The organism is Bacillus sp. FSL K6-2819 (assembly GCF_038008305.1).
Lineage (GTDB): Bacteria > Bacillota > Bacilli > Bacillales > Bacillaceae > Bacillus > Bacillus amyloliquefaciens.
Window position 1 is genome coordinate 3,089,568 of the sequence record NZ_JBBOYV010000001.1, and the last position, 16,361, is coordinate 3,105,928.

General features: G+C 47.9%; 15 protein-coding genes. 4 read left to right on the plus strand and 11 right to left on the minus strand.

What is annotated here, in order from left to right:
• Nucleotides 1-165: 165 nt before the first annotated feature.
• Entirely contained in the window at nt 166-1,143 is a 978-nt protein-coding gene (gene lytH / locus MHH91_RS16125) for an L-Ala--D-Glu endopeptidase (protein WP_013353457.1), read from the plus strand.
• 37 nt (nt 1,144-1,180) lie between these two features.
• Here the strand turns inward: lytH and yunB are convergent, their stop codons facing one another.
• The 6 genes from yunB to MHH91_RS16155 all read right to left on the minus strand — a co-directional run bounded on the left by yunB (nt 1,181) and on the right by MHH91_RS16155 (nt 6,968).
• Nucleotides 1,181-1,939, minus strand: a complete 759-nt coding sequence (yunB, locus tag MHH91_RS16130) for a sporulation protein YunB (protein ID WP_013353458.1) — start codon at nt 1,937-1,939, stop codon at nt 1,181-1,183.
• A 127-nt stretch (nt 1,940-2,066) separates the two neighbouring features.
• Entirely contained in the window at nt 2,067-3,440 is a 1,374-nt protein-coding gene (locus MHH91_RS16135; protein ID WP_340978187.1) for a bifunctional metallophosphatase/5'-nucleotidase, read from the minus strand.
• Nucleotides 3,441-3,457: 17 nt separating this feature from the next.
• On the minus strand, nt 3,458-4,279 hold the full coding sequence (locus MHH91_RS16140) for a sulfite exporter TauE/SafE family protein (protein WP_013353460.1): 822 nt from the start codon (nt 4,277-4,279) through the stop codon (nt 3,458-3,460).
• 19 nt (nt 4,280-4,298) lie between these two features.
• A complete protein-coding gene (locus MHH91_RS16145) occupies nt 4,299-5,150 on the minus strand; it encodes a DUF72 domain-containing protein (RefSeq protein WP_013353461.1) in 852 nt (283 codons plus the stop codon).
• Nucleotides 5,151-5,176: 26 nt separating this feature from the next.
• Entirely contained in the window at nt 5,177-5,530 is a 354-nt protein-coding gene (locus tag MHH91_RS16150; RefSeq protein ID WP_013353462.1) for a YunG family protein, read from the minus strand.
• Nucleotides 5,531-5,603: 73 nt separating this feature from the next.
• Nucleotides 5,604-6,968 carry an allantoinase gene (locus MHH91_RS16155; RefSeq protein WP_013353463.1) on the minus strand — a complete coding sequence of 455 codons (1,365 nt, stop codon included), beginning with the start codon at nt 6,966-6,968 and terminating at the stop codon, nt 5,604-5,606.
• Between the two features lie 180 nt (nt 6,969-7,148).
• Between MHH91_RS16155 and MHH91_RS16160 the strand changes: the two genes are divergently transcribed.
• On the plus strand, nt 7,149-8,744 hold the full coding sequence (locus MHH91_RS16160) for a PucR family transcriptional regulator (protein WP_013353464.1): 1,596 nt from the start codon (nt 7,149-7,151) through the stop codon (nt 8,742-8,744).
• Nucleotides 8,745-8,939: 195 nt separating this feature from the next.
• Here MHH91_RS16160 and MHH91_RS16165 read toward each other — a convergent pair whose 3' ends face one another.
• Nucleotides 8,940-9,131: a hypothetical protein gene (locus MHH91_RS16165; RefSeq protein WP_232469708.1), complete on the minus strand. Its 192-nt coding sequence runs from the start codon at nt 9,129-9,131 to the stop codon at nt 8,940-8,942.
• Between the two features lie 20 nt (nt 9,132-9,151).
• Between MHH91_RS16165 and MHH91_RS16170 the strand changes: the two genes are divergently transcribed.
• Entirely contained in the window at nt 9,152-9,460 is a 309-nt protein-coding gene (locus MHH91_RS16170; protein ID WP_014470983.1) for a hypothetical protein, read from the plus strand.
• 431 nt (nt 9,461-9,891) lie between these two features.
• Here MHH91_RS16170 and MHH91_RS16175 read toward each other — a convergent pair whose 3' ends face one another.
• The 4 genes from MHH91_RS16175 to allC form a co-directional block, all read right to left on the minus strand.
• On the minus strand, nt 9,892-10,335 hold the full coding sequence (locus MHH91_RS16175; RefSeq protein WP_013353465.1) for a hypothetical protein: 444 nt from the start codon (nt 10,333-10,335) through the stop codon (nt 9,892-9,894).
• Between the two features lie 1,108 nt (nt 10,336-11,443).
• Complete coding sequence (locus MHH91_RS16180) at nt 11,444-12,640, minus strand: MFS transporter (RefSeq protein ID WP_014472218.1); 1,197 nt, start codon at nt 12,638-12,640, stop codon at nt 11,444-11,446.
• Between the two features lie 122 nt (nt 12,641-12,762).
• Complete coding sequence (locus MHH91_RS16185) at nt 12,763-14,016, minus strand: pyridoxal-phosphate-dependent aminotransferase family protein (protein WP_013353467.1); 1,254 nt, start codon at nt 14,014-14,016, stop codon at nt 12,763-12,765.
• An 18-nt stretch (nt 14,017-14,034) separates the two neighbouring features.
• Nucleotides 14,035-15,276: an allantoate deiminase gene (gene allC / locus MHH91_RS16190; RefSeq protein WP_013353468.1), complete on the minus strand. Its 1,242-nt coding sequence runs from the start codon at nt 15,274-15,276 to the stop codon at nt 14,035-14,037.
• A gap of 218 nt (nt 15,277-15,494) precedes the next feature.
• Between allC and MHH91_RS16195 the strand changes: the two genes are divergently transcribed.
• Nucleotides 15,495-16,361 carry an endonuclease I family protein gene (locus MHH91_RS16195; protein ID WP_014472219.1) on the plus strand — a complete coding sequence of 289 codons (867 nt, stop codon included), beginning with the start codon at nt 15,495-15,497 and terminating at the stop codon, nt 16,359-16,361.

Genomic DNA, 16,361 nt, shown 5'->3' on the forward strand with positions numbered 1-16,361 from the left:
TGTGCGAAAAATTTCTATTTCACGATGGATATAAAACTTGCGGATTTCTATTCATTAGTCACTTTAACATAGGAAAAATTTCTCGACAAGGGAAGAGAATTACTTACATTTTCTCGGAATTGTGCCGCAAACTATTTGTATTCAATCCTGAAAGGAGATCATGTTGTGAAAGTTCTGTTATCTGCTCTTCTCCTTTTATCAGTTTTCTGTCCGGCTGCAAGCGGGAAAGAACAATCGGCTTCTGTTTACAGCGAACGGATGCAGTTGTACCGCAAAGCCGAAGCGGTCACGCAGATTCCTTGGTATGTGCTTGCAGCGGTTGATCAATATGAAGAAAATATCCGCTCAAACCGAAAGGACCTGCCTGAAAAAGCGGGAATCATCAGCATTTATATTCCGGATTATTTGTGGAGCGGACCTGAAAATCCAAATCCTAAGGACGATGCGCCCCTCAGCATTAAAGTATTTGACGGGATCGGTCTGGACGGTGACGGTGACGGAAAAGCCGAAGTAAGCAATGATGAGGATATCCTTTATACATTTGCACAGTATTTGGCGGCATTCGGAACGGATCTTGACCATATCCGCATCGGCCTCTGGAATTATTATCGCCGTGATCAGACGGTCGGCATTATCACGGAATTCATGACACTGTTCAAAACGTTCGGCCGCCTTGATCTCGGAGAACACGCTTTTCCGCTTCCCGTAAAAACGGATTACAGCTACCGCAGCACTTGGGGCGCCGCACGGGGTTTCGGCGGACGCCGGATTCACGAAGGAACGGATCTGTTCGCTCATTATGGGCTCCCCGTCAGATCGACCTGCTACGGTATTGTTGAAATGAAGGGCTGGAACCGCTTCGGCGGCTGGAGAATCGGCATCAGGGATATCAATAACACGTATCACTACTTCGCCCATCTGAACGGCTTTGCAAAAGGTGTCCATAAAGGCCAGATCGTCAAACCCGGAGAGGTGATCGGTTCTGTCGGAAGCTCCGGATACGGACCGCCGGGCACCGCGGGAAAATTTCCGCCGCATCTTCACTACGGGATGTATAAAGATAACGGAAGGTCGGAATGGTCTTTTGACCCGTATCCTCATTTAAGGGCATGGGAGCGAAAAGAAATCCGCAAGAAAAAGTAAACACACAGCCGCCAGAAGAGAATGCGGCTGTGTGTCTTTATTTGTTTTTCTCCTTTTTTTCATTCGGCAGCTGAACGGAAGGCGTCACGCCTGATCCGCCGCTTCCGTTATAAAACTGTGGCACCTCTCCTTGAATGGCTTTAATGGAGACCGGAATATTATTCGTAACGACCGACGTTTTGCTGGCAAACGGAATAATGACCTTCACTTTAATTTCCACAAAAATACTGATATCAATCAGGGCATTGTTGATGCCATACGGTTTTATTTTTGTTTTCACATCAGTTAACGCATCGCCGATCAGGTTAAAGCGCACCGGGATTTTCGGCCCCAGATTTCCGAGAATGCTGTTTCCCGTGACCTGCCCTAAGGGAATATCAATCATAATTTCATCGGCCGTTTTAGCGCCTTTTTCTGTTTCATGCTGCTTATTGTTCGACTCCGCTTCCTTCAGGTGAGCCTGAAGCTGCTTTGTCACTTTCGCCTTCATGCTGTTGACCATTTGTGTATTAAAATCCATCGTTGTGACTTTTCCGTTTTCATCCGTTTTCATATCGACCATATCTTTCACATTATCTGTGTGAGACATATATTCTTCAATGGATTCCGTAATGACTTCAGTCGCCACCCGTTTCGTTTCCATTTCCCCGATGTTCATCAGCACCGGTTTAATTGAGGAATTGATCATCCAAAGGCTGATGACCGTCGATATGATAAAAAAAGCAAACGACAGAAGAAGCACATATCGAAAAGGCAAAGGCCCTCTCTTGCGAAGAGCGCTCCGGTATCTAGGCAAGAAAAATCCCCCCTTACATATCACAATGTATGCTTGTAAGGGGGGACATAGTATTTTATTTTCACTCTTAAAAAGTCCCGCTTTCACTGGGGGCAGCTATATTGCATTATGACTGCTGCGCAAGCTTTCAGGCGAGCAGATCCCTTAAAAACTCCGGCATAAAGTATTGCTTTTCTTTCGAATCGCGGATGTACGGGAACAGCTTTCCGAGTGTAAACATGTCGAGAACGGCAACCGAGTATATCCGGTCCGAATCAAGCTCTTCTCCGTTCACTTTCACATTGATGAGATGCGTTACACCGTCTTCAAGGATATCAGTCTGCACCTCGGCTCCGGCATACACCATCTTGCCCATGACCTCCCCGCGGAAGCCGAGGCCTTTTATCCGCAGCTGCTCCATGTTTTCTGAGGCAGCCTGGCCGATTGTTTCCTGGAGTTCCCTGCCTGAAAGACGCACGGCGACCGGATTGATCGGATGAGGGCAGATGCGGTGCAGATCAAGCTTTGTGACAGGTCCCTTCTTTAGAGGCCCCAAAATGACGCCTGAATTCACCATGCTGACTTCACAGCCGCACCAGTTTTTCAGCGCCTCGGCTAAAAGAAGCGGGAGCGGTGATTCCTCAAACCACTTCACGCCGGCTTCTTCATTCAGATTGGCGACCTGTACGGAGAGCAGATTTTCCGCTTCCCGTTCTTTCTCTTTCAGAAAAGCCGCCGTATCTTTAGATTCCCCGTGCCAATCAGCCATTTTCTGCACAGATGCCTGTTTGCTGACGATGGTTCGTGTTTCACTGTCCAGCGTCAGCTCGACACAGCCGACATAGTTTCCGTATTTTTCCGCACATGCAAGCAATACGCCGTTTATGTCCTGCCCGTCCTCAAGAAGGTGGTGCGTATGTGATTCAAGAATGACATCGATGTCCGGAAATGTTTCCGCTGCGGCCCGGTCATCTATGAGGCCTAGATGCGAAAGCAGAATGATGATATCCGCTTTGCCCTTGATATCGTCGAGTGATTCTTGAATGCTTTTTTCCGCATCCGTCACCGTCCAGCCGAGCTTTTGATAGACGGGATAATACGGCACCGTGACGCCGAGTATGCCGGCGGTCATCCCGTTTTTCAGCGTTTTGATCACGTACGGCACAGCCCATTTCGGCCGCTGTCCGTCCTCGTCAAACAGGTTGGATACAATGACGGGAAACGCGGCATGATGATATAAATCCGCCAGCTCATCGTGAGGCAGCGTAATTCCTTCATTATTCCCGACGGCAGCCGCATCAATCTCAAGACGGTTTAACAAGTCGACATTCGCTTTGCCGAAGGTCGCTTCTGTAATCATTTGAAATCGGTCCATATGATCGCCGATGTCGAATACGAGTGTTTCCTCCCCGTCTTTTTCATGCTCATTTTTCTTCTGCTCAATGTAATGTACGATTTTCGGCCAATTTTCGAAATGGCTGTGCAAATCATTCGTATGATATAAACGGAGTTTCTCTAACATACCATCTCTCCTACCTTTTAGCTGAATATCCCTTGATAAATCAATTCACAGCCGATCAAAATCAATACGACCCGCATGAAAAGCACGATCGTTTTCGTCCGGACCCGCTTATTGACCCACGCGCCCATTTTGCCGCCGAACCAAGCGCCCGGAACAAGGCACAGCGCATACAACCAATTGACATGGCCCTCTGCGATATGTGACACGGAACCCGTCACGGAGGATAAGAAAATAATGAGCATTGACGTCGCCACAGCCACTTTCGGCGGGAACAAAAATAACAGCATCATGGCCGGAACCATAAGAGAGCCGCCGCCAATGCCGAAGAGACCGCCCAATAAGCCGACGAAAAAGGCAATCGCGATACCGGTAAAAATACGGTACGAATATGTATAAAGCTCACCCGATTCATCCTCATATGTCCGGATTATGCCTTTATGGGCTTTATTGACCGGTTTTGCTTTCGCCTTCAGCATTAATGTAATGGAAATCAAAATCATAAAAAGTCCGAACCAGACGGAAAACGTATGCGCATTAAAAAGTTTAGACAAATACGCGCCGATGATGCTTCCCGGGCCGGAACCGATAAAAAAGATCAGCCCGCTTTTGTAATCAACGGTTTTATATTTCATATAGGCCAGAGTTGATGACAGGCCCGTGAAAATAATGACCAAAAGGGACGTGCCGATGGCAGTCTGCGGCGTTACGTCATGGAAAAACGAAGTCATCGTGCTTAAATAGAGCATCGCCGGCACGATGATAATTCCTCCCCCAAGCCCGATCAGGCTGCCGACCGTTCCCGCAATAAATCCTAATATGATCAAAATAAGATAAGACATGTGTCTTGAAACCTCTTTTCTAGCTGAATAGGTCGAGCTGCTTCGGAGCAAGCCCGGTATATGAGATATCTAGCATTTCAAGCATCTCAAGGCCGTTATCGGCGGCGTCTCCGCCTGAGTTATTGTTGAACAGCACATACAGATTGCGCGACTGTTTTTTCAGCTCCTGAAGATTGTTTTTCCAATCTTTGAGCTCCTGTTTGTTATAGCGGTATAAATATCTGACCTCGCGCCAGTTTTGACCGCCGTCAGGTTTGATCCAGCCCTGCTTGTTCCGCCCGTGAAAACGGATAAGCGTTTTTTCTTCATCCGTTGCTTTCAGGACGGTCGGAATGCTGCCCTCGCCAATTTGCGGCTCGTCACATATGCTGTGAATCCAGCCTTCCGCCTTCATAAAGGAAAGCGTCTGCTCGTAAAATGGCGGGGAAAACCACGACCGGTTGCGGAATTCAAGGGCGCACGGGATATCGCCCATCTGCTGCCTGCACCATCTCAAATATGCGACGTTTTCTTTCTTGCAGTCAAACCACGGCGGGAATTGGAACAGCACCATGGCAAGCTTTCCATGTTCAATATACGGCGTCAATGACAGCTTAAACGCTTCAAACATCTCTTCCTTCGTTTCAAAAGGAATATCGCCGCGCTGATGGCCCGTCATTCCTTGATATGCCTTAACGACAAATTGAAAGGATTCCGGCGTCTCTTTGACCCATCTTTCGTTATTGCGGGCGGGCTGTATCGCGTAAAAGCTCGCGTCAAGCTCAACGATGGGAAAATGGGAGGAATAAGCCTGCAGTTTTTGCGGGCCCGCTGTTTTAGGCGGATAGATGCTGTCATGATCCCCCCATCCCGTCAGTCCGATATAAATCACATTCCTTCACCTCTCACTCTAGTTTATCACAGGTGTTTTTCTCTTTCCGTTTCCATGTTTTTTCTGAATGCTCTTGTCAGATACCCGTATTGATTTTCATTGGTGTCCGAAAATGCCTCACTTCTGGAAGAAGGGATATGCTGATAGACGATCGGCTCTGAAAACTGACCGCTCGTGAAGTCATATATCTCCCCATCTATCCGGTTATAAAAATGCCAGCTTGTTCCGGTTTTCGTTTTGAGAATGTCACCGCCGCACACATCTTGGATGACTAAAGCCGTCACGCCGCACTGGCCTTTGGCCGGGCATTCTTCCGTCCATTTTGTACTAGTCTTGCGCGACCAGGATGCCGTTAATATGTTCAAGATTTGATCATACAATGTGTTTTACTCCTTTTTATAAAAAGATACCACGAGACCCGCTTTCCAAACGACAAAAAAAGCCGATTCCCCGTCAGAGAATCGGCTCTTTCATTTCAGTAGGCTTCAGAAATGTTCCGAAAGCCCCGCTCTCCTTATCACCGTCATCCTGATACACACAGCGTCCCTTGCTGTAGGTCGCAGCAATGCGGTATGGAAAGGTATGGCCTTCATACAGGCTTTGCTTATGTCTGGAAAACATCGTTTCTTTTGTGACGGTAAAGGATTCCGGCCGTACGATGACAAAATCAGCGTCAAATCCCGCTTCAAGCCGGCCTTTATTCATTAAGCCGAAGCGCTTTGCCGGTGCTTCGGCCGTCCATCGGGCAACATGTTCAAACGGGAGCCGATGCTCGATCGCTAATTGAATCATGCCAAGAAGCGTAAATTGGCCTCCGCTGATGCCGCCCCATGACAGAAACATATTATCCTCGCGTTTTAAAGACGGGTGACAGGGAGAATGATCCGAAGACACCATATCAATCAGGCCTTCTGCCAACACCCCGATCAATTCCTCTTTATCAGCCTCTGACCGGAGCGGCGGCGCGCATTTGGCGGCAGACCCTTTTTTAAGGAAGTCCTCAAAACTGAATAATAAGTAGTGCGGACACGTTTCCACGGTGACATCCATTCCGTCTTTTTTCGCCTGCTGAATGGACATCACGGCCCGTTTCGTGCTGATATGTACAAAATGAAGCGCGCATCCCGTCACCTTCGCATATTCAATCGCCCGCTGCACAGCCTCGCATTCAGCTTCTTCCGGACGGGATGAAGTGTAAGCGCGGGCATCAATTTTCCCTTGGAGCGCGTACTCGGCGCCAAGGAAACGGGTGAGGGCGTCGCTTTCTGCGTGCAGGGCCAAAATCTTGCCGCACGCCGCGATTTCTTTCATTCCTTTTAAAAGTGTCCGTTCATCAGCTGACTGAAATTCATCCGTTCCTGATTTTGATAAGAATGCTTTAAACCCGATCGCCCCCGCTTCCGCCATCGGCCGGATATGTTCGGTATATCCGGGCATCAAACCGCCCCAAAGCGCAAAATCAACCGCTGACTTCCGGCTGGCGATTTCCGCCTTTGCCAGCAGGTTTTCAGCAGTCACCGTTGAGGGGATGCAATTAAGCGGCATATCAAAATAAGCCGTACAGCCGCCGGCAGCCAGCATCTTTGAGCCGGTTTCAATGCCTTCCCATTCTTCTCGGCCGGGTTCATTAAAATGCACGTGGCAATCGACCGCGCCCGGAAACACATACATGCCGTCCGCTTGCACCACTTGTTCCGCTTTTTCGTCTATGCCGGGCCCGATCATTGCGATTTTCCCGTCCTTAACGGCGATATCAGCCTGCTTCGTCCCGCCTTTTCGCACAGCCTTCGCACCCTTTACAATTACGTCATAGGCCATTTCATATTCCTCCCTTGTAAGGATGACGATTTTTCTGTCAGTTTTTATCACAAAATGCGTCTATAATTGCCAGTTTACTGCTACTATAATCGTAATACATCAGCAAAGCCGCTATAATTTTTGATGATTTTTATTCATATTAACCAATGGTTGTCTTTAGAACCGGAAGGAGATTGACCGATGAATATTTATGACGTGATGAAGATTCCCGCTTATGAGCGGGCCGCATTAATCGCAGGCAAATCCGGCGGATGGAGGGAGGTGGAGCACGTCAACATGATGGATGCACCTGATATCGCTGATTTTTTACATAAAAATGAACTGCTCGTCACCACGGCTTATCACTTGAAGGACCGCCCGCAGCTGTTGAAAGACTTGATCCGCCTCATGGCAAAACGGGGCTGCGCGGGACTCGGGATCAAAACGAAGCGTTATCTTGATGTCATTCCGAAAGATGCCGCGGAGCTTGCCGATCGGTATGAATTTCCGATTATTGAGCTGCCGGAAGACATCAGGCTCGGAGATATTGTCAACACCACGCTGAGCCATATTCTTGATATACGTTCAAATGAGCTGCAGCAGGCCATTTACGCCCATAAAAAATTTACAAATCACATCATGAGCGGCAAAGGGCTGCAATCTTTGCTCAAAAAGCTCTCAGATATTCTCCGGCTTCCCGTGGTGCTTTTGAATCAGCATACAAAACTCTTATCATCGTCCCACCGCATATCCATTGACACACCTTTATTGAAAAACATCCTTTATTCCCTTTCCGGGCCTTATTTCACCTGCTTTTCCATGCTGTCCGACCGAAAGGCGTATTCTGTCCTGCCGATTTTGAATGATGAAAAAAACTGCGGTTATCTCATGATACCGGAGCTGGTGCAGACCGCTGATAAAGGCATGATTTTGACCATCGAACAGGCGGCCAACGTCATTGCCTTTGAACTTCTGAAAGAAAATGCCGTCAAACAATTCGGCAGACGGGCGCGCAATGAATTTTTCAGCAATTTCATCGACCGTTCGTTTACCGGCCATGAAGAAATCAAAAGCCGCGCCAAAGAATTCCGGCTCCGCTGGGATCAAAAATATATGTGCATCTGCGGGAAGCTTGACCGGGATGAAAAAACAATCAGCTTTACCGAAAATCAGCTCGCTTCTGATCATGTGTTTGAACTGCTTGAAGGTGAGCTGTCATCCTTTCCGTTTCCCCCTCATCTCTTCATTAAAGGAAATGTGGGTATTCTTTTAATTGAAGCGACAGACAGCTGGAATGAAATGCACGCGTCTGTCATCAGCTTTTTGGAGCAGTTTCAAAAGCAGGTCCGGACACAGTTTAAACGGACTGTTTCCTTCGGCGTCTCAAACATCTGCCAAAAACTGATCGACGTCCCTGACGCGTTTACCGAGGCTTCTGACGCCCTTTCATCCGGGCATTTGTCCAGAAGCGCGGAGTTTATTCAAATCTATCATGCCAAAGACGTCCCGGAGCTGCTCCGCCTGCTTCCGACGGAGGATTTGAAGAAGTTTTACCAAGTAACCCTCCAAAGCCTGGCCGATCGGCAGCAGGAGGACCAGAGCCTGCTTCATACGCTGTCTGTATATCTTGAGACACACTGTCAGATCTCAGAAACGGCTAAACGCCTGTACGTCCATCGAAATACGGTGATCTATCGGTTAGAAAAATGCGAGGAACTGCTCGGCAAAAGCTTAAAAGACCCGGAGACGACGATGCGCCTGCGGCTTGCGCTGAGAATGCAGCGGCTGATTGGTTAAGGAATCGTTTCTTTTTTTAACGTGAAATTCACTCTCATTAGTATTTTCGCCAAATTACACCCCGTCTTCCGTCGACTATCGTGTGACTAAACATCATATTCGGAAGAAGAAAAGATTGAAAAGTGAGAAGAACAGAATCATTGGCCGTATTTACACTTAGCCTCCAGTGTATATCTATCATGTACGAAGGAGTGATTACAGTGCTTTTACTCGGCATGGCGCGCAATGAGTTTTGAGGCCCGGTGAGCTTTCTTGCCCTTTAGCGATTGATTTGCAGACATGGGCTCTTACCACTTTGCTGTAAACCATGCGGGGCAATTCATCGACTACGGCTTCTCCGTTATGCTCGGCAGCCCGTTTGCTGCCGACACACACTGATGATGGCAATCAAGTTGGCTTCATCCCTAATGATTAAACACCCATGCCGAATTACAGTAACTGGCCGCTACCCTTTACAAATCGGCGGAATATATGAAAACAAAGAGGATACGTACGGAGAGCCGCTCGAACGCTACGTTGCCGCAGAGCTGGTTCATGACATAGGCACTTCCGTATTTACGAACGAATGCGAACCTGCTTTAAATAATCGGACGCAGAAATTTAATTGGGATTTCCTCAGCAGTTTCAAGTCATCTTTCCAATCAAAATTATACATGGAACCGTCGTCGACTAGATACCTGGCTCAGATGAAAGAAAGGCTTGCATGGATTCTGTGAGGCAGCAGATGCGGATAAGCCAGGGTGTGGCGTTCTTGCAGGTAGCCGTCACTAACGAAGACGGACGATTTTACAGATCCCCTTCTTCCCGGCGAACAAATGCTACTCTGAGAATATATGGTGGAATGCTCTATGGATGCCTGTTTCTCCCCTTTGGGCTTGCTTGAAACTACCCATTTCCTTGATCCATCTTATTCAGATTCATTTTCACACACCGATTCAGCGAAGGATAATCACATTCCTCCTCTCCTGCTCTCCCCATTCTGCTATCAAGTGTATAGAGGGAGTTAGGGGTTCATACTCGGACAAAGAAAAGGATGCAGGTATTCCCTGCATCCTAAGTACTATAGAAAATTCTCAGTCCCTAAAACATTAATTAATTTAGAAGAATTTTAGAAGAATGACTACTAATTCGAAACCATTATTAGATATTAGCGTGTCCATTTACTTGAATATACAGTTTGAATTAGGTCTGTGTGATCCCAGTTATTATATAGTTTCACTTTCACACGGGTTGAAGCGGATTTTTTGGCGATATTTGTAAAAGTAACATTTAATTTTTTGCCGTATGCTGCGTTACCCGAAGCAGTATCAATAGTCTTCCATGAACCGCTTGTATACCGCTGAAGGTATAATTTACAATAAGCCGCAGTTTCCCATGTACCTGATCTTCCTAATTCAACTGTTGCATAAACATTTTTGTAGTTATCTGATGTATGTATATATGATTTTGCAATAACAGATCCAGTATTGTAATTAAAGCTCGTTGTCTTACTTACTGCTTGCGCCGATTGACTTGATCCTATAAAAATCAGGCCAAAAGCCATAACACCTGCTAACAATGCTGCCAGGATATTCTTAGTTTTACTCTTCATGTTAAATCCCTCCGTTAATAATTATGCTTGTAAATTACAAGACTATTATACATTATAACCCATATATCCTAATTTGTAAAACTACACTAGAATACGTTGAGTTTTAAAGTAATGTTATAAATTTCACAAATATATTATTATAATTGCCCGAGAAACATCTAATTTTCTGGTATAAAGACAAAACATGAGATAAATTTCTGATTATTAACCATCGATATTTTTCTTTTCTGGTAATTTTCTATATAAAGTAAAAGCGCAAGCACTAAGCGGCTATTCGTTAACTCAAAATAACGATAATGGTACGGGTTTGTCTTGGAATAAATATGTGTATTATTGTGAGTTTTATTAATTTTCTCAAAAGAAGACCTTCCGCAGTCTCCAATTCAAATAATAGTCCGACTTTTAAGAACGGAGTTTCAACTTGTAAAGCAAACCTAGATCGGCGCCCCTCTGTACATCTTCAAGGTTGCCAGATAGACATTTGGTTCGAATGAAAATGTTTAAGCAACTGAAACGTTTCCTCTAGTATTTTCGCTTACATATATTTGTGATGAGCCAGGCTGTTGTTATCAGATGCTCATTACACAGCGAGCTATAATAAAATCGTCCTTGCTTATATCGAACCGATTCCATTATAGAAACGTCATCATTTCAGAAAAATGAGGGAGCTGCTAAAGCAGGAGACAGCATTCATGGTGACTCTTTGGTAAGAGACTGACGGATACATATGAAAAAATCAGAAATGTTCGGAGACTAGCCCGCTGTGCGCGTGCTACATCGAGAACATTTCCTTCAGCAGTATTCTTTATTTCTACCGCAGTTCCTGAAAGTTTATCCGCCGTAATAAAAAAATTGTTCGGTGAAGAGTAATAACAGGCTCTCCGGCCTTGGTATTCATGTGGTAGTGTCGACTTTTTTGTCCAGTTGACCGGATTATGAATGGAGATTGAGCCACACATAGCCTCCTTTATTAAGTGATAAAACCTGACAGCCGGCTTCGTATATCCCTTCCCTTCAGAAAATACTACAAGAGAGAGACAGTTTTATAAATGAAATTTTCATATGAAGAAAAAACGAAAAGCCTCCGGAACCCGGAGGCTTTAGCTGGTTATCCTTGCTGCGTGAACGGCCGGGTCTGTGTCTTTTTGCCCCAGCCAAGCGCGGCCAGAAAACTGATGACGAGAATGACCGCCCCCAGCATATACGGAAATTCCATATTCACATCAAAGAGAAAACCGGCTGCTGACGGTCCGGCGATATTCGCTAAACTGATGAATGAGGTGTTCATCCCTCCGGCAAACCCCTGCTGGTCACCCGCAAGCTTTGACAGCATCGTATTGACCGCCGGCCGGAGCAGCGATGTCAGCGTGAGAAAAAAGATTGCCGCGGCAAACACGGTCCAATATGAGCCTGCAAGCCTGCACCATACAAGTCCTGCCGCCGCACCGATCAGCGTGACGTTAATGACGCGCTTTTCCCCGAACTTACCGACGAGATAACTGACACCGACCGCCTGCACAAAGACGCCGATGAGACCCGCAGCCGTAATAATAAAGGCAATATCAGACGCTTTAAATCCGTGTTTATGGTCAACGTAAAGGCCGAAGACGGATTCAAAGTTCATAATCCCGAAGTTCAGCACAAAAACCAGAATCAGCATAAACGCGAACGGTGATTTGAGCGCGCGTGACATTTGCTTAAACAGATGCTCACGTTTTTCCATTTTTGCCCGGGCTTCCAGCTGCTTTTCGCGTCCCAGCGTCTCAGGCAGAAAGAAAAATGAAAGCACGGTTGAAAAGCAGGCGAGACCTGCAGAGACGATGAACGGCACAGCCATGCCGTAATGAACCAAATAGCCTCCGACACCGGGCCCGATGACGACACCGAGCGTCATCGCCGCGCTGAACAGCCCCATTCCTTTCCCGCGTTCTTTTTCCGTCGTAATATCCGCAATGTAAGCGAACATTGACGGCATTATAAACGCCGCCCCCATTCCGCCCAAAAGGCGGGATGCGAACAATTGCCACAGGCTTCCGGCAAAGGCGAAGATCAATTGTGACACCGCAAAGGCGGCGATGCCGAAAATAATCAGTTTCCGCCGTCCGTATTTGTCGGTTATTTCCCCGGCAATAGGCGCAAATAGAAGCTGTGTAAGCCCCGCCGCAGCAACAAGCAGTCCCATCGTGCTTCCCGTCGCTCCGAATTCGGTAATATATGCGGGCATAATCGGGATAATCAGCCCGATCCCAAGCATCGCAATAAACATATTCAGCATTAAAATTGACAATCGGCCCATATACGCCATGATTTCTTACCTTCTCCCCAGACAAACAGATAACCATTCCATATTTGTCATTTTTTATATCATTCAGTATAACTGGGGAAAGGGAAAAAAGTCCAGATGATTTAAATGCTCGGTTTTATGTCTCATGACAGCACACCGGTTGCAGCCTGATGATCATATATGTTGAGAGCCGCCTGCAGCGCTTCGCCGGCTTTAACGGCAACCCCGTGCCTGATCAGAACCGCTTCAAGACCGGCCAGCACAAACAGCACATTTTCCTTTCTGCAGCTGTAGCCCATTGTTCCGATTCTCCATATTTTCCCCTGCAGCGGACCGAACGAGCTGGCAATTTCAATTCCGAATTGAGACAAAAGCATACTCCTGATCGATTCGCCGTCAGCTTCTTGCGGAATCTGCACACATGTGACGACAGGCAGCTTCGCCTCCGGATCGCCGAATAAATCAAGGCCCATCGCTGAAAGTCCGGCCATAAGCGCTTTTTCATGACGACGATGCCTGCGGAACCGTTCTTCAAGTCCTTCTTCAAGGACCAAACGCACCCCCTCCCGCAGTGCATAGAGCATCGTTGTCGCTTCTGTATGGTGATTCAGCCTTCTCTCACTCCAATAATCTTCGAGCTGGCTCAGATCAAAATAGTTGCTCGTAATCGGACGATAATCAGACAGCATTTGACCGTCAGCCGCCGTCGCGATGCCCCGCTCTACCTTTTTACGTCCGGCAATCACCGCGGCCGTCCGGTCATTATATGTAATCGGCGCCATTCCTGAAGGTACCGATAAGCATTTTTGCGTTCCTCCGATAACCGCGTCAATGTTCCATTCATCCGTTTTTACGGCGCAGCCTCCGATGGTGGCCACGGCATCTACGATAAAGAGCGCGTCTTGTTCGCGGCACGCTTCCCCGATTTCTTTCAGCGGGTGAATCCGTCCCGTTGATGTTTCTCCGTGCACCATGGCCACAATTTTCGGGGAGACCTTTTTCATTTCGCTGATAATCTCTTCAGGCTGAAAGACCGTTCCCCATTCACACTCGATCGTATGGACGTCCGCCCCGTACCGCTCGGCGATTTCAGTCAGCAAATACCCGAAGCGTCCGTATATCGGAACAAGCACGCGGTCGCCCGGTTCTATCACACTTGCGAGAACCGCCTCAATTCCGGCTCTTGATGTGCCGTCAATCGGATAGGCCCAGCGGTTTTTCGTTTGAAACAATTCACGGAGCATTTGCATCGTTTCGTTCATCATGTCTGTAAATGCCGGGTCAAACTGGCCGATGATCGGAGCGCCCATCGCCCTCAGCACTCTCGGTTCAGCTTCTGTCGGTCCCGGTGTCATAATTGTTCTTTGCGGAATGCTCAATTCTTTTCTGGTCGGCACGCCGATTCCCCCTTTGCGTTAATAGGCAAGTTTATATAATACATTCGCCAGCGTACGGACGCCGGTTTCCAGCTGATGCGCAGGTGTGAATTCAAGCGGAGAGTGGCTGATTCCGCCCCGGCTCGGCACAAACAGCATGCAGGCCGGAAAGGTTCTGCCGAGCATCTGGGCGTCATGCCCCGCTCCGCTTACGATCTGCTCCGAGTCCGCCCCCTGTTCTTTTGCAGCCTCTGCAGCCGTTCGTATCAGCGTATCATCCATTTGAACCGGCTCTATTTTCATATATTCATCAATAATGTGCCGGACCCCTTTGCTGCGGCTGATTTTTTCAATGATCGAAACCAGTTTCTGATGGAAGGCTGTCAGCACATCTTCCTGCTGATGGCGGATATCAACGGAAAATTGGATACGGCCCGGAATGACATTCGCCATATTCGGTTCCACCGTCATTTTCCCGCACGTCAGGCGAAGCTCTTCCGGCTGTCTTTCTGCTGAGAGCATGAGCTCGTGGATGATGCTGCTTGCCGCTGCGAGCGGGTCTTTCCGCCATTTCATCGAAGTGGTTCCGGCATGGTTGCATTCACCGTCAAGCGTAACGGTATAGCGCCTCTGCCCGGCAATTCCGGTGACAATCCCGATATCCTTTCCCGATCGTTCAAGCGTTTGTCCCTGTTCAATATGAACTTCCAGAAAAGCTTTGATGTCGGTCCGTAGCGGTGCGGGATAGCGGCCTGCACCGAAGCCGTTCTGCCGCATGGCTTCTTTTAGAGAAATGCCTGAAGCGTCTCTCGGCGTTTCCGCATCTGAAAGCGAGAAAGCCCCGGTAATATTTCCCGATCCCCAATAGGTGATGGGAAAACGGCTTCCTTCCTCTTCACAAAGCGACACAGCCTCCAGTGTTTTTTTCGGACGCCCGAACGTCTCATACAAATGACGGATCGCCAGCATGCCCGCCAGCACGCCGAATGCTCCGTCATATTTGCCCCCGTCAATAACGGTGTCAATATGCGACCCGGTCAGAATCACCTCATCCGGCGATTCTGAACCGCTCAGCCTGCCGAACACGTTTCCGACATCGTCAAATGCCGTTTCAAGCCCGAACGCCTCCATTTTCTTTTTGACGGCAAGCTGGGCATCCATCCATTCTTTCGTATATAAAAGCCTCGTCACTCCGCCGGCAGCGGAAGCCCCGAATTGAGACAGCCATTGAATATCATCGGAAATTCCGATACTCGCCGCCGACAGCTGCTGATGTTTCATAGGCACCCTCCTTTTAACCTGACAAACTGGCAAGATGATCTTCATTATAGAAGGAGCGCCTTATGAGTTCATTATCATATCTTCTAAAAAATCGATCATTTTTCAGACACTTCGTCCAACAAGCCGTACCTTCCGCTCTAAGCCGAAGGAACCATTTTTCAAAAAAGATAGAATATTAGATTTATTTTTTGGATAATAGAGGTAAAGGAGGGCAAGTCATGACAAAAAAACTTTGGTTTCTGCCGATTGTCTGCCTGTATTTCATTTTTGGATGGGCCGCGCCGTCAGCCTCTGCGGGCGCGCCGGCTGACACGAATCTGTACAGCCGGCTGGCGGTTTCAACTGCCGGCACCTTTTTTCCGCAAACCGCCTCATCGGTCATCACTCCGTCTGCGGACACGGACACGTATTACAAAGAAGCTTCCGGAAAAAGCGGGACATCCTTAAAAAGCGCTCTGCACCGCATCATCAGCGGGAATACAAAGCTGTCTTACAGCCAAGTATGGGATGCGTTGAAGGAAACTGATGAAGATCCGGCAAATCCGAACAATGTCATCTTGCTCTATACTCAGGAATCACGGGCAAAAAGTAAAAACGGCGGAAGCGTCGGGGACTGGAACCGTGAACATGTGTGGGCCAAGTCACACGGAAACTTCGGCACATCTGCCGGCCCCGGCACTGACATTCATCATCTGCGCCCGGCAGACGTTCAGGTGAACAGCGCCAGAGGTAACATGGATTTTGATAACGGCGGCTCAGAATACCCGAAAGCGCCGGGCAACTATTACGACGGTGATTCGTGGGAGCCGCGCGATGAGGTCAAAGGAGACGTCGCGCGCATGCTGTTTTACATGGCGGTGCGTTATGAAGGAGACGACGGGTACCCTGACCTTGAGCTGAATGATAAAACAGGAAACGGTTCGGCTCCCTACATGGGAAAACTGTCCGTTTTGCTCAAATGGAATAAACAGGACCCCGTCGACAGTAAGGAAAAACGGCGGAACGAACTCATTTACGAAGACTATCAGCATAACCGCAATCCGTTTATCGACCACCCGGAATGGGCGGATGAAATCTGGAAATAG

What these genes read in the sequence shown, in the direction of transcription:
- MHH91_RS16135 (WP_340978187.1), bottom strand. Translation starts at nt 3,440, where the DNA reads ATGTTAGAGAAACTCCGTTTATATCATACGAATGATTTGCACAGCCAT.
- MHH91_RS16140 (WP_013353460.1), bottom strand. Translation starts at nt 4,279, where the DNA reads ATGTCTTATCTTATTTTGATCATATTAGGATTTATTGCGGGAACGGTC.
- MHH91_RS16155 (WP_013353463.1), bottom strand. Translation starts at nt 6,968, where the DNA reads ATGGCCTATGACGTAATTGTAAAGGGTGCGAAGGCTGTGCGAAAAGGC.
- MHH91_RS16160 (WP_013353464.1), top strand. Translation starts at nt 7,149, where the DNA reads ATGAATATTTATGACGTGATGAAGATTCCCGCTTATGAGCGGGCCGCA.
- MHH91_RS16170 (WP_014470983.1), top strand. Translation starts at nt 9,152, where the DNA reads ATGATTAAACACCCATGCCGAATTACAGTAACTGGCCGCTACCCTTTA.
- MHH91_RS16175 (WP_013353465.1), bottom strand. Translation starts at nt 10,335, where the DNA reads ATGAAGAGTAAAACTAAGAATATCCTGGCAGCATTGTTAGCAGGTGTT.
- MHH91_RS16180 (WP_014472218.1), bottom strand. Translation starts at nt 12,640, where the DNA reads ATGGCGTATATGGGCCGATTGTCAATTTTAATGCTGAATATGTTTATT.
- allC (WP_013353468.1), bottom strand. Translation starts at nt 15,276, where the DNA reads ATGAAACATCAGCAGCTGTCGGCGGCGAGTATCGGAATTTCCGATGAT.
- MHH91_RS16195 (WP_014472219.1), top strand. Translation starts at nt 15,495, where the DNA reads ATGACAAAAAAACTTTGGTTTCTGCCGATTGTCTGCCTGTATTTCATT.